Genomic DNA, 17,470 nt, shown 5'->3' on the forward strand with positions numbered 1-17,470 from the left:
CTGAGAGGTACGCGCATGTCAGGCCAGTGGGACGAGAGCACGTCGGGGGCGGACGGGCGACGGCGCGCCGCGGGCGGTTCGCGCGGCAGCGGTTCGCACGGCGACGGCGCCCCACGCGGCGGTGTCCGCACCGAGCGCCCGGCCGACGCGGGCGGGAGGGTCCCCGCGCCCCGGCCCGGTGGCCGGGCCGAGGCCCGGCGGGCCGCCCAGGGCAAGGGTGGCGGGCAGGGCAAGGGTGGCGCCCCGAGCAGGGGCGGCGGGCAGAGCAAGGGCGGCGGCCGCGGCAAGTCCGACGGCGGCCAGGCCGAGGGCACCCCTGCGGGCGGCCGGGCGGCGGCCCGCAACAGCCGCAAGCCCAAGAAGAACGTCAAGAAGATCCTCGCCTGGTCGGTGGCCGGCGTCCTGGTGGTGCTGGCCGGCACCGGCGGCGCGATCTACTACAAGCTCAACGGCAACATCAAGTCCTTCGACCCGGACGCGATCTCCACCGACCGCCCGCCGGAGGCGGTCGCCGACGCCAACGGCAACAAGCCGGTCAACGTCCTGCTGATCGGCTCGGACTCGCGCGCCGGCAACAACAGCGACCTCGGCGGCGGCGACGAGGTGGGCGCCCGTTCCGACACCACGATCCTGTTGCACGTCTACGCCGACCACAAGCACGCCGTGGGCATCTCCATCCCGCGCGACGCCCTGGTCACCATCCCCCGGTGCAAGCTGCCGAACGGGACGTGGAAGCCGGAGCAGCAGGCCCAGATGTTCAACTCGGCCTTCTCGGTGGGCAACAGCGACACCGGCAACCCGGCCTGCACGCAGAACACCGTGGAGAAGCTCACCGGCATCCGGATCGACCACACCATCGAGGTGAACTTCGAGGGCTTCGCGGCGATGACCGAGGCCGTCGGCGGGGTCGACGTCTGCCTGCCGAACGACATCTACGAGGGGAACATCAACCCCAACCTGGGCAAGAAGGGCAAGATCGTCCTGCCCAAGGGCAAGCAGAAGGTCTCCGGCCAGAAGGCGCTGGACTACGTCCGGCTCCGGCACGGCATCGGCGACGACTCGGACGTCGGCCGGATGAAGCGCCAGCAGGCCTTCCTCGCCTCGATGATGGCCAAGGTCAAGGGCACCGGCCTCAGCCCGACGACGCTGCTGCCGCTGGCCGACGCGGCCACCAAGTCGATGACGGTCGACCCCGGCCTGGACTCGGCCAAGAAGCTGATGGACTTCGCGCTCTCGATGAAGAGCATCGACCTGCACGACGTCAAGTTCCTCACCACGCCGTGGCGTTACAACGGCCCCCGGATCGACCTCGTCCACCCGGCCGTCGACAACCTCTGGAAGACGCTGCTGGCCGACCGGACCATCGACGGCCAGGACGCCACCGGCAAGCAGGAGGACGCGCCGCAGACGCCGGCCGCCGCGCCCGAGACCACCCCGGCCGCGCCGCCCTCGCCGGTCGCCGTGGACACCCCGGTCAAGGTCGCGGTCTACAACGGCACCACCGCCTCCGGGCTGGCCGCCAAGGCCGCCGAGACGCTGAAGGCCGCCAAGGTCACCGTCACCGGCGTCTCCACCGCCAAGAACACCACCAAGGCGACCACCACCGTCGAGTACGGCAGCGGGCAGAAGGCCAACGCGGAGAAGGTCGCGGCGCTGTTCCCCGGCGCCACCCTGACCCCCACCTCGGCGGCCGGGATCAGCCTCGTCCTCGGCAAGGACTACGCGGGCGCCAACGCCACCGCCCCCGGCGCCGGCAGCCCGAGCGTGCCGCCGCCGCTGCCCCCCGACGTGGTCAACGACGCCCGCTCGGCGGACGACGACATCTGCAGCAACGTCTCGTACGGCTGAGCCGCCCCGGCCGGCCCCGCGAGGGCCGGCCGGGGCGCGGGGCGCGGCTCAGAGCGCCGCGCGGATCCAGCCGTCGACCAGGCCGGTGAGGTCCTGGCCCGCCTGGTCGTGCTCGACCACGTGGGTGCGGATCACGTCGCCGCCGCCGTGGCCGAAGAGGCCGCCGCGCTTGTCCGCCTCCAGCACCACCTCGACCCGGTGCGGGGTGGTCACGAAGCTGACCTCCAGCGAGTTGCAGGCGTGCGCGTACTGCGGCGCCGCGGCGAACTCGATCTCCTGGTAGAACGGCAGGCTCTGCCCGGTGCCGCGGATGTGCCCGGCCTCCAGGTCCGCCGAGCGGAAGTGGAAGCCGAGCTGGAGCAGGGTGTCCAGGATCCGGCGCTGCACCGGCAGCGGCTCGACCTCCAGCGGGTCGGAGTCGCCCTTGTCGAGCGCGCCGGCGATGTCCACCTCCGTCCGCACCCCGAGCTGCATCCCGTGCAGGCGCTGCCCGGCGACGGTCGTCACCGGCGTCTCCCAGGGGACCTGGACGGCGAACGGGACGGAGCGGTTCTCGCCCGGCGCCAGCACCAGCGGGGCGGTGACGGCGTACTTCGCGAACGGGTACAGCCCGGTGCTCTCGCCCTCCTCGTGCTCGATCTCGACCTTGGCGACGAGCGTCAGCGTGATCCCCCGGATGTCGGCCTCGACCGTCCCCCCGGTCAGCTCGACCGTCCCGTGCAGGGTGCCGCCGGGCTGCACCACCGGCGTGGTCAGGACGGTGTCGACGCCGGGACCGCCGACGCCCAGGGCACCGAGCAGCTTCTTGAACACCATGCGGGCGCTCTCCTCAGATAGGGGTGGACCGAAGTCGTCGGAAGGAACGCCAGGGCGGCCCCGACGGTTCCCTGCCTGTTCACGAGGGGGTTGTAGGATGACCGGGCAAGCAGTTGTAGGATGACCGACGACGACCGGGACGGCACCCCGCCGACCGGCCCGCGCGACCGAGGGGGAGCCCGCCATGACTGTGCCCGGCCACAGCCCGGACACCCTGCAGGCCGCCGGCCGGCGCTCCCTGGTCGACACCACCATCGACCAGCTGCGCGAGCAGCTCGCGGCGGGTGCCTGGCCGGTCGGCTCGCGGATCCCCACCGAGCACGAGCTCGCCGAGCGGCTCCGGGTCGGCCGGAACACCGTGCGCGAGGCGATCCGGGTGCTGGTGCACGCCGGCATGCTCGTCTCCCGGCAGGGCGAGGGCACCTTCGTCCGCAGCACCAGCGACCCCGCCTCCGTCCTGCGCGGCGTGCAGCGCTCCGGCGTGCGCGACGTGCTGGAGGTCCGGGCCGCGCTGGAGGCCGAGGGGGCCCGGCTCGCCGCCCTGCGGCACACCCCCGAGGACATCGTCCGGATGCGGGCCGCGCTGGCCCGCGAGGCCGAGGTGATCGCGGCGCACCCCGAGCGGGCCGGCCGCGAGGCGACCGTCGAGCACGACCTGGAGTTCCACACCGCCGTGGTCGAGGCCGCGCACAACCCGGCCCTGGCCGAGGTGTACCGGTACTTCGGCGCCTCGGTGCGCGAGTCGATGCGGACGGCCTTCGGCGACCACGAGATGCCCGAGGTGGTCGTGGCCACCCACGAGGCGCTCGTGGACGCGATCGAGAGCGGTGACCCGGAGCGCGCCGAAGCAGCGTGTCGGGCGCTGCTCGCCGAGCCCACCGCGGCCGTCGAGCAGCTCCTCGCCGCCATCGCGGCCCGGAAGTAAGCGGCCCCGAGCCCCTTCCGCCGTCCGCCTCCCCCCGTTCACGAAAGAGCAGCACGCCCCATGGCAGTCACCCGTGCCCAGCAGCCGGTTGTCACCACCTCCCCGCTCCCCCTCCCCAGCCGGCCGGCCCACCCCGCCCTGCTGCTGACCGGCATCCTGCTGGTCGCCCTCAACATGCGCGCCTGCCTGGCGGCCATCTCGCCGATGGTCGGCGAGATCCAGCAGAGCTTCGGCCTCTCCGCCACCGCGAGCGGTCTGATCACCACCGTGCCGGTGCTCTTCCAGGGCGTCGGCGCCCCGCTCACCCCCCGGCTGACCAGGAGGTTCGGCACCGAGCGGGTGGTGCTGGGCGCGGTGCTGGTGCTCGGCGCGGGCGTCCTGCTGCGGGTGCTGCCCTCGGTGGCGGCGCTGTACGGGGGCTGCGTGGTGATCGGCGTGGCGATCGCGGTGCTGAACGTCTCGATGCCGGGCCTGGTGAAGCGCGAGTTCCCCGGCCGGGCCGCGGCCATGACCGGCGTGTACTCGACCACCATGCTGGTCGGCGCGACGCTGGCGGCCGGCCTGTCGGTGCCGCTGGAGCACGCCCTGGGCGGCGGCTGGCAGGCCTCGCTGGGCGCCTGGTCGCTGCTGGCGCTCGTCGCCGCGGTGGCCTGGCTGCCGCAGGTGCTGCGCTCGCGGCAGGAGCGGGCCGCGGTGGCGGCGGCGCCGGCCGTCCGGCAGCACGCCGGCCGGCCGATCCAGGGCCTCTGGCGCACGCCGATGGCCTGGCAGATCAGCCTCTTCATGGGCATCTCGTCGCTGCTGGTCTACACCCTGGTGGCCTGGATGCCGACCATCCTGGCCGACCACGGGATGGACCGCGGCGAGGCCGGCCTGGTCTTCGCCTTCTCCAACCTGATCCAGGTGGCCGGGGCCTTCCTGGTGCCGCTGCTGGCCGGCCGGATGACCAGCCAGCGCGCGCTGGCCGTGGTGATGGCCGCGCTCAACGCGCTCGGCATCGCCGTCCTGCTGATCGCCCCGGTGCCCGGTGCCTGGGTGGCGGCCACCATCCTGGGCGTCGCCCAGGGCGGTTCGCTCGGCCTCGGCCTCGCCTTCATCGTGCTGCGGACCGACAGCGCCGCGGGCGCCGCCCAGCTGGGCGGCATGTCGCAGGCGATCGGCTACCTGGTGGCGGCGGCCGGCCCGGTCGGCGCCGGGGCGCTGCACCAGCTGACCGGCGACTGGACCACGCCGCTGGCGCTGATGCTGGCGCTGGCCGGGGTGGTCGGCGTGGCCGGCTGGGGCGCGGGGCGCAACCGCACGCTCTGACCGCCACGGGCGGGGCGGGGCACCCGCCCCGCCCCGCCCGTCACCACGTCCCGCTTGTCACGTGGCGCCCGTAGAGCCCGTCACACCCGGCCGGTCACTCCTCGGCCGCCAGGGTCAGCCCGGCCAGCCGCACCGAGGCCAGCAGCGTGGCCGCCACGGTGAGCACCAGCAGCAGCGACACGGCCACGCCCAGCCCGACGTACGTGGGGATCACGCCGTCCTCGGCGACCGCCCCGGCCACCGACAGGCCCCACTGCTGGATGCTCAGCGTCCGGGCGCCGCCGACGAAGTTGCCGATCAGTGACTCCCAGACCAGCGCGTACGCCAGCCCGGCCACCACGGCGTGCCGGGTGACGACGCCGAGCAGCAGGAACAGCGCGCTGTACGCGGCCCCGGCGACCAGCGCCGCGACGGTGTAGCCCACCGCCAGCCCGTCCGCGGTGCCGTACAGCAGCAGGCCGGCGAGCAGGGTCGGCACCGCCGCGAACACCCACGTGGTGCCGACCGCGACGGCCAGCTTGGTGGTGATGATCTTCCAGCGGGGCAGCGGCTTGGCGAGCAGGTAGACGATCGAGCCGTCGTCGATCTCGGTGGCGATGGCACCGGTGCCGACGACCAGGCCGAGGATGGGCAGCAGCGTGCCCAGGCCCAGCTGGCCGAGGATCTTGACGGCGAGGTCGTGCTTGTCCCCGCTGGAGCCGCTGGCGATCGCCGAGACGAGCAGCAGCAGGGCGGGGACCACCAGCAGCAGGACGCCGCGGCGGCGGCCCAGCAGGCCGCGCAGCGTCAGCCTGGCGACGGTCGGGTTCATGGTGTGGTCGGCCTTCCTGAGGTCCGGTGGAGGCGGTCAGGCGGAGACGAGGTAGGAGAAGACGCTCTCCAGCGACTCGTCCGCCGGGGCGACGGTGTAGAGCCGGATGCCGGCCTGCTGCGCGACCTTCGGCAGCAGGGTGGTGAAGCCCCGGAAGTCGACCGCCTGGATGCGCAGGGCCTTCTCGTGCCAGTCCAGCTCGATGCCGGCCGTGGACGGGTCGGCGATCAGCGCCGCCGCCAGCCGGCGGTCGTCGCTGGAGCGGACCAGGTACCGGTGCGGGCGGTCGGTCATCAGCCGGCGGATCTTCCGGAAGTCCCCGGAGGCGGCGTGCCGCCCGGCCACCACCACCTCGATGTGCCGGGCCAGCTGCTCGACCTCCTCCAGGATGTGCGAGGAGAAGAGCACCGTCCGGCCGTCGGCGCCGAACCGCCGCAGCAGGTCCATCAGCTGGAGCCGCTGGCGCGGGTCCATGCCGTTGAACGGTTCGTCGAGCAGCAGCACGGACGGGTCGTGGACCAGGGCGGACGCCATCTTGACCCGCTGCTTCATGCCCTTCGAGTAGGTGCCGGTCTTCCGTTCCTGGGCGTACTCCATCTCGACCAGGGTCAGGGCCCGCCGGGCGGCGGCGCCCGGGTCGGCGAGGCCGTGCAGTTCGGCGTTGGCGAGCACGAACTCCCAGCCGGTCAGGTAGTCGTACATCGACTCGCGCTCGGGGACCAGGCCGATCTGCCGGTACACCTGCTGGTTGCGCCAGATCGGCACGCCGTCCAGGGTGACCGCCCCGGTGGAGGGGGCGAGGAAGCCGCTCATCATGTGGATGAGGGTGGACTTCCCCGCGCCGTTGGGCCCGAGCAGCCCGGTGATGCCGGGGCCGATCGCCATGCTGACGTCGTTGACGGCGACCACGTTGCCGAACCAACGCGAGACCTTGTCGATGCTGATGGTGGCCATGACGCCCTCTCGGATCCTGCGGTTGTCGGAATGACTGCCGGCACTCGGCGGCCGGCTGCTGCGGTGGGTCAGATGCTGCGGTAGCGGCGCAGCAGCAGGGCGTACGCGCCGGCCACCGTCGCGGCGGCGGTGCCGGTGAAGACGACCACGCCGAGGACGCCCGGCGCGTGCATCCGGCCGGGGCCGCTGCCGAGGTCGAACAGCTGGTTGGTCAGGCTCTCCACCAGCCCGTCGGGCGAGAGCAGCGCGATCCACTGGGCGGAGTCCGGCACGGTGGCCGAGACGCCCTGGCTGATGCCCACCACGATGCCGACCACCGCGGTACTGACCGCGAGGTAGCCCATGATCGCGGCCACCCCGAAGCCCCGGCGCGGCGTGGCCGCGGCGATCACCACCGCCACCGAGGTCGGCACCACGGCGTACAGCACCGCGGCGACCAGGCCGTAGAGCAGGTGCGCGGTCTCGTGCCCGAAGCTCATCCCGCCGAGCAGCGCGCCGGCGTAGAGGACGAGCAGCGGGGCCGTCATCAGCAGCAGCTGGGCGGTGGCCATCGCGGCGAACTTGGCCCGGACGTAGTCGGCCCGGGTGATCGGGCGGGAGAAGTAGAGCGGGACGGTGTGGTGGCGCAGGTCGCGGGAGAACAGCACCGGCGCCTGCGAGGCCAGGAAGATCGAGACGACCAGCCCGACCACGCTCAGGTACTCCGGGTAGTCGACCGGCAGCTCCGCGCGGTGCGTGGCGAGGGCGACCGCCACGATGATCGCGGCGGGGGCGACGACCGCGCCGAGCACCAGCATCGGCAGCACCTTGGACTTGCCCGAGCGGCCGAGCCCGTACGCGGCGCGCAGGCTCTGGGTGAACAGCGCGCGGGTCGCGTAGCCGCGGCCCAGCCGCGGGCCGGTGTAGCCGCGGTAGCCGATGTCGTGGATGACGCCGGTGTCGGCCGGCCTGGTCTCAGGAGGCAGTGACATCTGCGGTACCTCCCCCGTTCTCCGTGCGCTCCGTGCCGGCCGTGCCGGCCGTGCGCTCCGTGGTGGCCGCGGCGTCGGCGCCGTCGGTGAACAGCTCGGCGACCCGGTGGCGGCGCTGTTCCAGCCGGACCAGCCCGAGGCCGAGCCCGGCGACGGCGTCCCGGATGGCGTCGTACGTCCCGTCGTCCGCCAGCCGGACCAGCAGGATCCGCGGCCCGTCCGCCTCCACCGCGAGCCCGGCGGCCGTCAGCCGCTCGCGCACGGCGGCGCCCGTGTCCAGGCCGTGGTCGTCCGGGTGGTCCGTCACCTCGACGGCCAGGGTGGCCGTCGCGCCGGTGAAGGAGGCGGTGGACGAGGAGCGCAGCAGGCGGCCGCCGTCGATCACCACCAGGTGGTCGCAGGTCCGTTCCAGCTCGCCGAGCAGGTGGGTGGTGACCAGCACCGAGATGCCGAAGTCGGTGTGCACGCGGCGGATCAGCGCCAGCATGTCGTCCCGGCCGACCGGGTCCAGTCCGTTGGTCGGCTCGTCCAGCAGCACCAGCTTCGGGTCGTGCACCAGCGCCTGGGCCAGCTTCACCCGCTGCTTCATGCCGGTCGAGTACCCGCCCATCGGCCGGTACCGCTCCTCGTACAGGCCGACGTGCCGGAGCGTGTCGGCCGTCCGTTCCCGGGCGGCCGCGGCCGGCAGCCCGGCCATCCGCGCCATGTGCACCACGAACTCGGTCGCCGAGACGTCCGGCGGCAGGCAGTCGTGCTCCGGCATGTAGCCGACCTGCTCGCGGATCTGCGAGCCCTGGGTGGCGATGTCCAGCCCGAGGACCCGGCCCGTGCCCGACGTCGCGGGGGCCAGCCCGAGCAGGATCTTGATGAGTGTGGACTTGCCGGCGCCGTTCGCCCCCACCAGGCCGACCACCCCGGGCTCAACCTCTACGGTGAGCTGATCGAGGGCGGTGACCCGGGGGAACCTCTTGGTGAGGCCGTCCGTCTTGATGACAGTGGACACGTTTCTCAACGTAGTGTGCCCAGGCTGTGCAGACCATGAGCTGGAATGACGAGCCTTCCTGCTGCTGCGGTATGACGTTTCCCCTTCTGTCCCCTAAGGGTCGGCACCGGCGATCTTCGCTTGTACTCTTGTCGCAATCTTGACGGGGGCGTTCGGGCTCACCTGCCCGACCGGGACGGAAGTGAACACAATGACGGATCGCGCGACCGACTTTGACCGAATGATGAATCCCTGGGCGTACGACGCCGAGGGCAATCTGACGGCAAAGGCGCAGCACCAGGAGGCCGCCCGCACCCGGCTCAACTCGGCCGCCGCACCCGGTGGCGGCGGCGGGACGGTCGACGTCGACCCGGACGCGCTGGACGCCGCCGCCAACTCGTCCGACCAGATCCACGGCCGGCTGAACGGCGACGGCCGGGCCGCCGACGACGAGACGGCCAAGGTGTCCACCTCGCTGGCCAACTGGAGCACCGGCAAGGCCGCCGCGCAGACCTCGTCCACCTGGGACCAGCAGATCGCCGCGCTCAACGCCACGGTCGGCGAGATCACCCAGGCGCTGCGGGACACCGCCACGGGGTACCGGACCAACGACGCCGCCGTCAAGCACAGCATGACCGCCTGAGGGGGACGGACAGATGGTCGACTTCCACGAACTGAGCACCGCGAAGCTGGACACCCTCGGCGAGGCCGCCACCGCCTGGGACGACGTGGTCAAGAAGCTCCACGCCATGGACCAGGACTGGGACAGCACGGTGGTGGCGAAGGTCAACTCCGCCAACTGGAGCGGCCCCTCGGCCGACCAGGCCCGGCCCAAGATCCAGCGCGTCAACGAGCAGATCACCGCCGCCGTCACCCAGGCCACCGCCATCGCCGCGGTCTTCAAGGACGCCGGCAACGACTTCCAGGCCGCCAAGGCCAAGCTGGACAAGGCCGTCGCCGACGCCAAGGGCGCCGGACTGACCGTCACCGACGACGGCACCGTCAGCTGGCCGCCGGCCGACAACGCCACCCGGCACGACCCGGAGGCCAGCCGGGCCTACAACGACGAGTACCACACCAAGGCCGAGGTGGCCCGGAAGGCGATCGACTCCGCCGTCGAGGAGGCCACCGCCGCCGACGAGCGGGCCGCCTGGGCCCTGCGCTCCGACACCGCCACCGACAACCTGAAGTCCTTCAACGCCAAGGCGATCGGCGCCGGCCCGGACGCCGACGGCATCCGCGCGGCCCAGCTCGCCGGCAAGGGCAGCAAGCTCAGCGACGCCGAACTCCTCGAACTCAACTCGCTGCTGTCCGCCAACCAGAACGACCCGAAGTTCTCCACCAGGTTCTACCAGGACCTCGGCCCCAAGGGGACGCTGCAGGCCTGGAACAACATGGTCGGCGACGAGTCGCAGTTCAACGGCGCCAGCGACGCCCGGTGGAAGCAGTACCAGGAGCTGCAGAAGAACCTCGGCCTCAACCTGGCCACCGCCACCCGCACCACCAACGAGCCCCACCTGTCCGACCAGTGGGCCGCCGACCTGCGCAAGGCCGGCTCCGAGACGATGTGGGACAAGCCCTACCGGCAGGGCGGCATGGACTACGCGCCCTACGGCTACCAGGTGCTCTCCGGCATCCTGCGCACCGGCGACTACGACCCGCACTTCCTCAACCCGATCGCCGAGCACATCACCCAGCTCGACAGCGACGAGAAGTACTGGCCCGCCCCGGTCGGCATCCCCCCGCGCAGCGACCGGCGCGGCTACAACCTGCTCGGTGCGGACGGCGGCTCCGGCTTCGAGCCGACCACCGCGATCCTGGAGGCGCTCGGCCACAGCCCGGCGGCCGCCACCAAGTTCTTCAACGACCCGCCGACCGCGTACAACACCGACGGCACCGTCAACCCGGGCGGCAAGGTCAAGTCGGGCGACTACCTCAACTACTTCACGCACGACAAGGAGTACACGCCGGACACCGTCTCGCAGAAGAACGAGCTGCGCCAGGCCGGCATGAAGAGCGGCCCGGACGCGCTCGGGCACGCGCTGGAGGCGGCCACCACCGGCCGGCCCTACGACGCCGAGCCCGGCGCCCCGGTCAAGCACACCGCCGAGCAGGCCGCCGTGATGAACAAGGTCGTGGAGACCTTCGGCACCCACGGCAACGGCGGCGTCCTCGACGACATCAAGGGCGAGGACGCGAAGTTCGCGCCGCTGCGGGACAGCCTCGGGCACATGAGCGCGGACTACATCGGCGACGTCCAGCGCTCGCTCTCGCCGCACAAGGACGACCTGCCGGTGAACGGCGCCCCCGCCGGCCTCAAGGGCTCCTCCGTGCACGGGCTGCTGGACGCGCTCGGCCGGGACCCGGACGCCTACGGCGCGGTGGTCAACGCCAACCAGGCGTACACCACCGCCCTGGTCCGCGGCGAACTCGACAGCGGGCAGACCGACTTCGCCCGCCTGCAGGCCGACGTCAACTCCAACACCCGGGCCGGCGGCGTCGTCGGCGGCATCCTCAACGAGGCCCGGATCCAAGAGGTCCACTCCGGTCACGCGACCTCCGACAAGGAGTACAACGAGGCGCTGGAGAAGAACGTCGGCTATGCCTCGACGGCCTTCACCACCACCATCGGCGCCGTCACCGAGAAGGTGCCGATCGCGGGCGAGGCCGCCAACTTCATCGTCGAGGAGATCGCCGACAGCGTGGTCAAGGCCAACGAACGCGACACCACCGAAGAGGGCAACCAGGAGGGCCGCGAGAAGGTCGACGACGGCCGGAAGTCGGCCGCGGTCAGCGGCAGCCAGGCCGTCCTCGACGCCGGCTACGGCACCAAGCTCAGCGCCGACGACCTCAAGCGGCTCGCCGACGGCGCCGGCGACGCGGCCCTCAACGGCTACACCGACGGCTCCAACAGCGACCAGAGCTCCAACGGGAAGGGCTGATGAGGCTCGCGATGACGGGAACAGCACGCCGGTCCGCGGTGGCCGGGCTGGCACTGGCCGCCACCCTCGGCCTCGCCGGGTGCGGCAGTGACGGCCCGGGCCGGGCCGCCGACGGGAACACGGCCTGCGACGGGGTGGTCCGCACCGACCACGCCGGCGCGCTGATGGACGCCGCGGCCGCACCCGCCTACAAGCTCGACAAGCAGCTCGACGCGGCCCAGCAGCCCGGGCTGCAACTGCTGGCCTGCACGGCCGAGGCCAAGCAGGGCCTCGGCGTCGACGTCCGGCTGACCGGCAGCGAGACGCCGGGCGGCGGCCTCCAGGCCCCGGCCCCGCCGGCCGGCGAGCCGGTGTACTCGCTCGGCTTCGGCGACCGCAGCGCGGTCACCCGCTGGGGAGCCCGGCTGACGTTCCGCTGCGACGGCACGTACGGGAAGTCCGGCAAGCCGCTGTACTTCACCGTGCAGGCCGCCCCGTTCGCGGCCACCGGGGGGACCCCGCAGACGCCCCCGGCCTCCTGGACGCCGGAGGCCTGGGCCAGGCTCGCCACCGACAGTGCCCGGCGGGCCGCCACCGGCCCGCTCGGCTGCACCGCCCCGGTCGCCTGGCCGAGCGGGGCCCCGGCGCTCGCCGCGGCCTCCGCCCCGGCGCCGTCCGGCACCGGCGCGTGAGCCGGGCCCGGCCGTCGCGCGGCCTGCTGCTGACGGCCGGGCTCGCGCTGGCCGTGACGGCCACCGGAGTCGTGGGGTACCTCGACCGGCAGGCCCACCGGCCGGCCGAGGAGCCCGGCCGGGCCGCCACGCTCTGCGGCCTGCCGACCCGCGACGGCACCCCGCTCGGCCGGCTGCTGCCGCCGGGCGCACAGGACGTCGAGGACCGGGAGGCCAACGGGTACGGCGGCTCCGGCTCCGGGGCCCGGCGCTGCACTGTCCGGGTGGACGGGCGCACCGCACTGACCGTCTCCGCCGTGCGGCGCGACGGCCCGGTGGCGCTCTCCGACGACGCGGCGACGCACCCGGGCGCGCACAGCTTCGGGGCGGGCAGCCTGTCCGCCTCCTGGGCCGACGGCGCCGGCGTCGCCGAATACTGCCCCGGTGCCCCCGTCGGCCACCTGGTGCTGGAGGTCACGGCGGGTGAGGCGGCCCGCACCGGGCAGCCCGACCTGGAGCAGATCGCCCGGGACGCGCTGGCCGGAGAGCTGAAGGAGACCTGCGGATGAACCGCTCCGCCCTGACCGCCGCGGGCGCGGCCGGCGTGGTCGTCCTGCTCGGCGGCGGCCTGCTCGGCTGGCACCACCACCTCGACGCCACGGAGCACCGTCCGCCGGCCGTCTCGCTCGCGAACGGCGAGTGCCGCGGCGCGCTCGCCGACCCGGGCTTCGCCGGCCTGCTCGGCGCCACCGGGCGCGTGCGGGTGGACACCCAGTACCGGCCGGCGGACGAGAAGCAGGGCCCCGTGCTGCTCTGCGTGGTGTACGGCGCGGGCCACCGGGTGCTGACCGTCGCGGCCCTCGGCCCGGGCACCGACGCCCCGGCCCCCGGCGGCACCGTCGGAACCGCCCGCTTCGGCTGCGCCACCGCCGGCCGGACCGAGCCCTACACGGTCACCGTCCGGCTCACCGGCAGCAACGACACCCCGGGCGCGGCCCGGATGACGGCACTGGCCGACACCTTCGCCCGGGCCGCCGCCGGGCCCGGGGCCCTCGCGTGCGCCGCCGGGGCCGGAGCGCCGCCCACGGGCTGAACGGGCCGGGCCCGGGCGCCGGCCGCGTCCTCGGTGACGCGGCCGGCCCGGGCCCGGGCGCCGGCTCAGACCAGCAGGTCGGACTGGAGGGTGACGACCTGACGGAACGCCGCCGTCGTGACGCCCTTGGGGTTGCTCATCGTGACGACGCCGACGAGGTCACCCGCCCCCAGGAACGCCACCCGGCCGGTCGGACCGGCGTTCGGCCTGGCGTCCGGCGACTCGCGGACGGAGAGGTCCACACCCGAGACGGAGTCCCAGTCGCCGCTGGAGGCGGTCAGGAGACCGGGGTGGTCCTTCAGGTCGGCGTTGGAGCGCAGCTCGGCGAAGACGTCCCAGGCCTCGCTGGAGGAGCCGAAGGAGAGCAGCCGGATCTGCGTCCGGGTGCCGTCCGCCGCCGTCCACTCCCGGAGGGCCGCGGCCCGGCAGGCGTTCTTCAGCAGCAGGGCGCGCAGCACCGCCGGGTCCTTCTGCTCGCCCGCGACCGCGTCGCAGGGCACCCAGTCCGCGCCGGCCGACGGGCTCGCGGACGGAGCCGCCGACGAGGTGGCGGACGCCGCACCGGACGGGCTCGCGGCGGGGCTGCCGGACGCGCCGGACGAGGCCGTCGGGCTCCCGGACGCCGCGCCGGACGGGGCCCCGGACGGGGTCGGGAACACCATCGGCGCCAGCGAGCCGCCCGCCTCCTTGGGGGCGGGCAGCAGCAGGTACCGCAGGTCCGCGGCGTGGCGGCTCTTGCTCTCCCGCGGTACGGCCTTGCCGGAGGGCAGCGGCGGCAGGGCCAGCGCGGGGAAGGTGTAACGGCCGTCCCGCTCGGTGGCCAGGCCCGGGATGTCGGTGCGCTCCGGCGTGGTGACGGCCACCGCGGCGCCCGTACCCGCCAGCGCGCAGACCAGGACGGCCGCGCTCCAGCGCACCGCCGCCCGGCGCCGGCGGGTGCGGCGGGCCGCGAGCTCCTCGGGGCTCAACGGCTCGGGCACCGGCTGCGGGTACGGCGCCGACGGCCCGGCGGCGCCAGGGGGCGGCGGCGCGTACGGGTCCGCGGGTGCGGGTGCGGCGGGCGCGTCCGCGGGCCCGACGGGCGGGGGCGGCGCGACGGGCGGGGCCGCGGGCGGCGCGACGGGGGCGGCCGCGTCGTCGTTCGGGGTGGCGTTCTCGGTCATGCGGACGCTCCCGGGGTGGCGAGGCGGTCGAGCTGCTGGGTGAAGAGGGCGACGATCTTGTCCTTGGGCAGCGGGGCCACGCCCTCGGCGGCCATGACGACCAGGAGGTCGCCCTCGGCGGCCGAGCACTCCAGGTAGTCGATCGGCGCGGACGGCGGCGCCGGCATCAGGTAGCAGTGCGCCTCGGGGTGGTTCGGGATCGAGGGGCCGATGCGGAAGAGACCGGTGTCGCCCGTGAAGACGGCCGTGTACTCGTTCAGCTTCTGCACCTCCTGCTGGTTGAACTGGCGCAGCTTCATGCTGACGACCAGGTCGTCCGCCCGGTTCTTGTAGGTGCGCACGCCGGTGGCCTTGACGTGCAGGCCCTCCCAGTACTGGCGCAGCGTGTCGCGCTTCTCCTTGGGGATCTGCTGGAGGTCGTCGTCCAGCTCCGCCGAGAGCTGATCGGCGCTCAGCTCGGCGTCGTTGCCGTAGGCGCCCTCGTCGGGGCCGAGCCGGTAGTCGGCCGGGACGGGCAGCAGCAGGTCGCGCAGCGAACCGAAGTGGTTGCCGTTGGACTTGGCGCCGAACGGCGTGGCGGTGGCGGTCGACGCGGGCGCGGGCGCGCTCGTCGGTGCCGCGACGGCGACCGCCGCGGGCTCGTCGTACTGGGTCTTGATGATGCCGACACCGATCACCACCCCGACCAGGGCGGCCGCCACCGTCGCACCGCCGGCGCGCAGCAGACGACGGGACGGCTTCGCGCTCGCCGGCGGCACCGGCGGCGCGGGGTAGCCGGGGTACGCGGGGTGCTCGGCGTACGCGGGGTGCCCGGGGTGCCCGGGGGAGGACGGGTGCCCGGGGGCCCGGGCCGGGAGCGCGGGCTCCGCGACCGGCGGGGTGGGCGCGACGCCGGGCGTCGGCTCGGGGGCCTGGGCCCCGCTCACGGTGCTGTCGCTCATACCAGCCGCTCCCACTGCTGCTTGGCCATGCCCTTCACGAACTCGGGGTCCACCTTCTTCGTGCCGAAGACCTCGACCTGCATCACCACCGTGCCGCGCTGCGCGACCGCGGAGCCGTAGTAGTACTTCTCGGTGGTCTCGGCCCAGTACTCGGGGCTGTCGAAGACCTTGACGCCGCCGTTGCCGTCCTCGGCGAACGGCTTGAGGTCGTAGCCGTTCGCCCGGGACTTGGCCTCGGCGGCACGGTCGGGCGAGTACTGGATCAGGGTGACGCGGACCTTCACGTCGTCCTTCTTCCAGTTGATCTCGGCGGCCCGCCGGAACTCCTGGTAGTTCAGCGCCTTGAACAGCGAGGCCGAGTTGCCCTTGTGCTCGGCGAGTTCGCCGACGCTGATCCAGCTCGGCTTGTCCGCGTAGTCGTCCCAGGCGGAGCTGCCGGCAGGGGCGGCCATCAGCAGCTTGCGCAGGTCGCCGTCGATGGCGAGCGGCTTCGGCGCCGCCGCGGCGGCGGCGGTCGGGTCCACCGACCACGCGGGGTAGGACGGCAGCGCCACCTGGATCGGCGGCAGCGGCGTCGGCGGGCGGCGGGCCTGGATCGCGTAGCCGACGGCGCCGCCGAGCACGGTGCCGAGCACCAGGCCGGACACCAGCAGCAGCACCGGCCGCGGACGGCTCGGACGGCGGACGGGCAGCTGCGGACCGGCCGCCGGGTAGGCGGGCGGGTAGGCCAGCGGATGGGCGGCAGCGTCGGGTACGGCGGGCGCGGCCGGCACGTCGGGTGCGGCCGGCACGTCGGGTGCGGCCGGCACGTCGGGTGCGGCCGGCACGTCGGGTGCGGCCGGCGGAGGCGCGTCGGCGGGCGACGGCTCCACGGGTTCGGTGGTCACGGAGTGTCTCCAGGGAAAGGAAGGGTGACGTCGGACGGGGCGGTGGCGGGGCTCAGCCGCCGGAGGACAGCCACTCGCGCTGGCGCTTCATCAGCTCGCTCAGCAGTGCCTTGTCCGGGCTGCCCTTCACGTCGACGTCGACCGTGTACTGCACGTCGCCCTGGCTGGAGATCCCGGTCATCGAACCGGTGTAGGCCTGCTGCTTGGGCTGGTGCACGTAGCCGTGGGCGTTCGGGTCCCCGTCGATGTCGATCGGGTCCAGCTTCATCGTGTAGTTCTTCGCGAAGTCGCCCGCCTGCCCGCCCGATCCGAAGTGCAGCAGGGTCACCGTCACCTCGGCCTTGCCGTCGGCCGTGCGGTACATCCGGGTCGCGGCGTCCTTGTACCCGTACGAGCGCAGGATCCGCATGATGCCGTCCTGGTTGCCGAAGAGCTCGGACACCTCGGAGTCGGTCATCGTCATGCCGTCGGACGGTCCGTAGGACTCGCCGCCGTCGGGGATCGGGAGCAGGAAGAAGCGCAGGTCACCGTCGTGCTTGGCGCCGCTGACGGTGCCCTTGACGGTGCTGACCGGCTTGGGCACGGGGGCCACCGGGGCCACCGGGGTGGGCGTGGCGGTGGGCGTGGGCGAGGGCGAGGCCGTCGGACTCGCGCTCACCGTCGGGCCCGCGCTCGGCAGGGCGGCGGCCACGGCCGGCCGGGCGTCCGGCCTGCCGACCGCCACCGTGACGGCGGCACTGGTCGCCGTCACGGCGAGCAGGCCGGCGGTGGCCAGGGCGACGCCGAGCGCACGCGGCAGCTTCTTCCGCCCGGGCGCGGCACCCTCGACGGGTACGGGCGCTTCGGCGGACGCGGGTGCGTCAGCGGGAACGGGTCCGTCAGCGGGAACGGGTGCGTCAGCGGGCGTGTCGGCGGGCGCTTCGGCGGGAACGGACACGGGAACGGGTGCCGGTGCGTCAGTGGGTACGGCAGCGGTTCCGGACGACGCCTCCTGGGCCGGATCGGCGGCAGGCGGCACGTTTTCGGGCGCGGACAAGAGACTCCCCCGGGGAATGTGGAATGTCGCGCGCAGGCCCCTCGCAGGCCACCCCCCGTGGCTCTCCGGGCCGACCGTCACGCGTCTCACCGGGAATTATGAGAGCCGGTCCACATCCGTGCCAACAAAATCAATCACCGCAC

The 17,470-nt window shown here is 73.8% G+C and carries 17 protein-coding genes; 8 read left to right on the plus strand and 9 right to left on the minus strand.

Going from position 1 to position 17,470, the window contains the following annotated elements; all coding sequences use genetic code 11:
• The first annotated feature begins 15 nt into the window (after positions 1–15).
• The gene (locus OH807_RS20615) at positions 16–1,848 is read left to right on the plus strand and encodes an LCP family protein (protein WP_406200914.1); all 1,833 of its coding nucleotides are present in this window, start codon (positions 16–18) and stop codon (positions 1,846–1,848) included.
• Between the two features lie 48 nt (positions 1,849–1,896).
• Here OH807_RS20615 and OH807_RS20620 read toward each other — a convergent pair whose 3' ends face one another.
• Positions 1,897–2,664 (minus strand): sporulation protein, encoded by a 768-nt coding sequence (locus tag OH807_RS20620; protein WP_406200917.1) that lies wholly within the window; start codon positions 2,662–2,664, stop codon positions 1,897–1,899.
• Positions 2,665–2,848: 184 nt separating this feature from the next.
• Here OH807_RS20620 and OH807_RS20625 point away from each other — a divergent pair, with 184 nt between their 5' ends.
• Positions 2,849–3,589, plus strand: coding sequence for a FadR/GntR family transcriptional regulator (locus OH807_RS20625; RefSeq protein WP_406200919.1), 741 nt, complete (start codon positions 2,849–2,851; stop codon positions 3,587–3,589).
• A 60-nt stretch (positions 3,590–3,649) separates the two neighbouring features.
• Positions 3,650–4,897, plus strand: a complete 1,248-nt coding sequence (locus tag OH807_RS20630) for a CynX/NimT family MFS transporter (protein ID WP_406200921.1) — start codon at positions 3,650–3,652, stop codon at positions 4,895–4,897.
• A gap of 94 nt (positions 4,898–4,991) precedes the next feature.
• Here the strand turns inward: OH807_RS20630 and OH807_RS20635 are convergent, their stop codons facing one another.
• The 4 genes from OH807_RS20635 to OH807_RS20650 form a co-directional block, all read right to left on the minus strand.
• On the minus strand, positions 4,992–5,708 hold the full coding sequence (locus tag OH807_RS20635) for an ABC transporter permease (protein WP_406200923.1): 717 nt from the start codon (positions 5,706–5,708) through the stop codon (positions 4,992–4,994).
• A 36-nt stretch (positions 5,709–5,744) separates the two neighbouring features.
• On the minus strand, positions 5,745–6,662 hold the full coding sequence (locus tag OH807_RS20640) for an ABC transporter ATP-binding protein (protein ID WP_406200926.1): 918 nt from the start codon (positions 6,660–6,662) through the stop codon (positions 5,745–5,747).
• 68 nt (positions 6,663–6,730) lie between these two features.
• Positions 6,731–7,633 carry an ABC transporter permease gene (locus OH807_RS20645; protein ID WP_406200928.1) on the minus strand — a complete coding sequence of 301 codons (903 nt, stop codon included), beginning with the start codon at positions 7,631–7,633 and terminating at the stop codon, positions 6,731–6,733.
• A complete protein-coding gene (locus OH807_RS20650; RefSeq protein WP_406200931.1) occupies positions 7,617–8,636 on the minus strand; it encodes an ABC transporter ATP-binding protein in 1,020 nt (339 codons plus the stop codon). The genes OH807_RS20645 and OH807_RS20650 overlap by 17 nt, the downstream gene beginning before the upstream one ends.
• Positions 8,637–8,856: 220 nt before the next feature.
• Between OH807_RS20650 and OH807_RS20655 the strand changes: the two genes are divergently transcribed.
• From OH807_RS20655 to OH807_RS20675, 5 genes are read left to right on the plus strand one after another with little or no spacing between them, the layout of a single operon-like run.
• A complete protein-coding gene (locus OH807_RS20655; RefSeq protein ID WP_406200933.1) occupies positions 8,857–9,258 on the plus strand; it encodes a WXG100 family type VII secretion target in 402 nt (133 codons plus the stop codon).
• Positions 9,259–9,271: 13 nt separating this feature from the next.
• Positions 9,272–11,557: a hypothetical protein gene (locus OH807_RS20660; protein ID WP_406200935.1), complete on the plus strand. Its 2,286-nt coding sequence runs from the start codon at positions 9,272–9,274 to the stop codon at positions 11,555–11,557.
• A gap of 11 nt (positions 11,558–11,568) precedes the next feature.
• Positions 11,569–12,228 carry a hypothetical protein gene (locus OH807_RS20665; RefSeq protein ID WP_406200937.1) on the plus strand — a complete coding sequence of 220 codons (660 nt, stop codon included), beginning with the start codon at positions 11,569–11,571 and terminating at the stop codon, positions 12,226–12,228.
• Positions 12,225–12,776: a hypothetical protein gene (locus OH807_RS20670; RefSeq protein WP_406200939.1), complete on the plus strand. Its 552-nt coding sequence runs from the start codon at positions 12,225–12,227 to the stop codon at positions 12,774–12,776. The genes OH807_RS20665 and OH807_RS20670 overlap by 4 nt, the downstream gene beginning before the upstream one ends.
• On the plus strand, positions 12,773–13,300 hold the full coding sequence (locus OH807_RS20675; protein WP_406200940.1) for a hypothetical protein: 528 nt from the start codon (positions 12,773–12,775) through the stop codon (positions 13,298–13,300). Before OH807_RS20670 ends, OH807_RS20675 begins: the two co-directional genes overlap by 4 nt.
• 65 nt (positions 13,301–13,365) lie before the next feature.
• Here OH807_RS20675 and OH807_RS20680 read toward each other — a convergent pair whose 3' ends face one another.
• Genes OH807_RS20680 through OH807_RS20695 form a run of 4 tightly spaced genes read right to left on the minus strand, consistent with a single transcriptional unit; the run spans position 13,366 to position 17,228 of the window.
• Positions 13,366–14,463 carry a hypothetical protein gene (locus OH807_RS20680; protein ID WP_406200942.1) on the minus strand — a complete coding sequence of 366 codons (1,098 nt, stop codon included), beginning with the start codon at positions 14,461–14,463 and terminating at the stop codon, positions 13,366–13,368.
• Positions 14,460–15,404, minus strand: coding sequence for a hypothetical protein (locus OH807_RS20685; protein WP_406200944.1), 945 nt, complete (start codon positions 15,402–15,404; stop codon positions 14,460–14,462). Before OH807_RS20685 ends, OH807_RS20680 begins: the two co-directional genes overlap by 4 nt.
• Positions 15,401–16,291: a hypothetical protein gene (locus OH807_RS20690; RefSeq protein ID WP_406200946.1), complete on the minus strand. Its 891-nt coding sequence runs from the start codon at positions 16,289–16,291 to the stop codon at positions 15,401–15,403. Before OH807_RS20690 ends, OH807_RS20685 begins: the two co-directional genes overlap by 4 nt.
• Positions 16,292–16,343: 52 nt before the next feature.
• Complete coding sequence (locus OH807_RS20695) at positions 16,344–17,228, minus strand: hypothetical protein (RefSeq protein ID WP_406200948.1); 885 nt, start codon at positions 17,226–17,228, stop codon at positions 16,344–16,346.
• Positions 17,229–17,470: the final 242 nt, after the last annotated feature.

This window comes from Kitasatospora sp. NBC_01560 (assembly GCF_045208415.1).
GTDB lineage: Bacteria > Actinomycetota > Actinomycetes > Streptomycetales > Streptomycetaceae > Kitasatospora.

What these genes read in the sequence shown, in the direction of transcription:
- OH807_RS20615 (WP_406200914.1), top strand. Translation starts at nt 16, where the DNA reads ATGTCAGGCCAGTGGGACGAGAGCACGTCGGGGGCGGACGGGCGACGG.
- OH807_RS20620 (WP_406200917.1), bottom strand. Translation starts at nt 2,664, where the DNA reads ATGGTGTTCAAGAAGCTGCTCGGTGCCCTGGGCGTCGGCGGTCCCGGC.
- OH807_RS20625 (WP_406200919.1), top strand. Translation starts at nt 2,849, where the DNA reads ATGACTGTGCCCGGCCACAGCCCGGACACCCTGCAGGCCGCCGGCCGG.
- OH807_RS20630 (WP_406200921.1), top strand. Translation starts at nt 3,650, where the DNA reads ATGGCAGTCACCCGTGCCCAGCAGCCGGTTGTCACCACCTCCCCGCTC.
- OH807_RS20635 (WP_406200923.1), bottom strand. Translation starts at nt 5,708, where the DNA reads ATGAACCCGACCGTCGCCAGGCTGACGCTGCGCGGCCTGCTGGGCCGC.
- OH807_RS20640 (WP_406200926.1), bottom strand. Translation starts at nt 6,662, where the DNA reads ATGGCCACCATCAGCATCGACAAGGTCTCGCGTTGGTTCGGCAACGTG.
- OH807_RS20645 (WP_406200928.1), bottom strand. Translation starts at nt 7,633, where the DNA reads ATGTCACTGCCTCCTGAGACCAGGCCGGCCGACACCGGCGTCATCCAC.
- OH807_RS20655 (WP_406200933.1), top strand. Translation starts at nt 8,857, where the DNA reads ATGATGAATCCCTGGGCGTACGACGCCGAGGGCAATCTGACGGCAAAG.
- OH807_RS20660 (WP_406200935.1), top strand. Translation starts at nt 9,272, where the DNA reads ATGGTCGACTTCCACGAACTGAGCACCGCGAAGCTGGACACCCTCGGC.
- OH807_RS20665 (WP_406200937.1), top strand. Translation starts at nt 11,569, where the DNA reads ATGACGGGAACAGCACGCCGGTCCGCGGTGGCCGGGCTGGCACTGGCC.
- OH807_RS20675 (WP_406200940.1), top strand. Translation starts at nt 12,773, where the DNA reads ATGAACCGCTCCGCCCTGACCGCCGCGGGCGCGGCCGGCGTGGTCGTC.
- OH807_RS20680 (WP_406200942.1), bottom strand. Translation starts at nt 14,463, where the DNA reads ATGACCGAGAACGCCACCCCGAACGACGACGCGGCCGCCCCCGTCGCG.
- OH807_RS20685 (WP_406200944.1), bottom strand. Translation starts at nt 15,404, where the DNA reads ATGAGCGACAGCACCGTGAGCGGGGCCCAGGCCCCCGAGCCGACGCCC.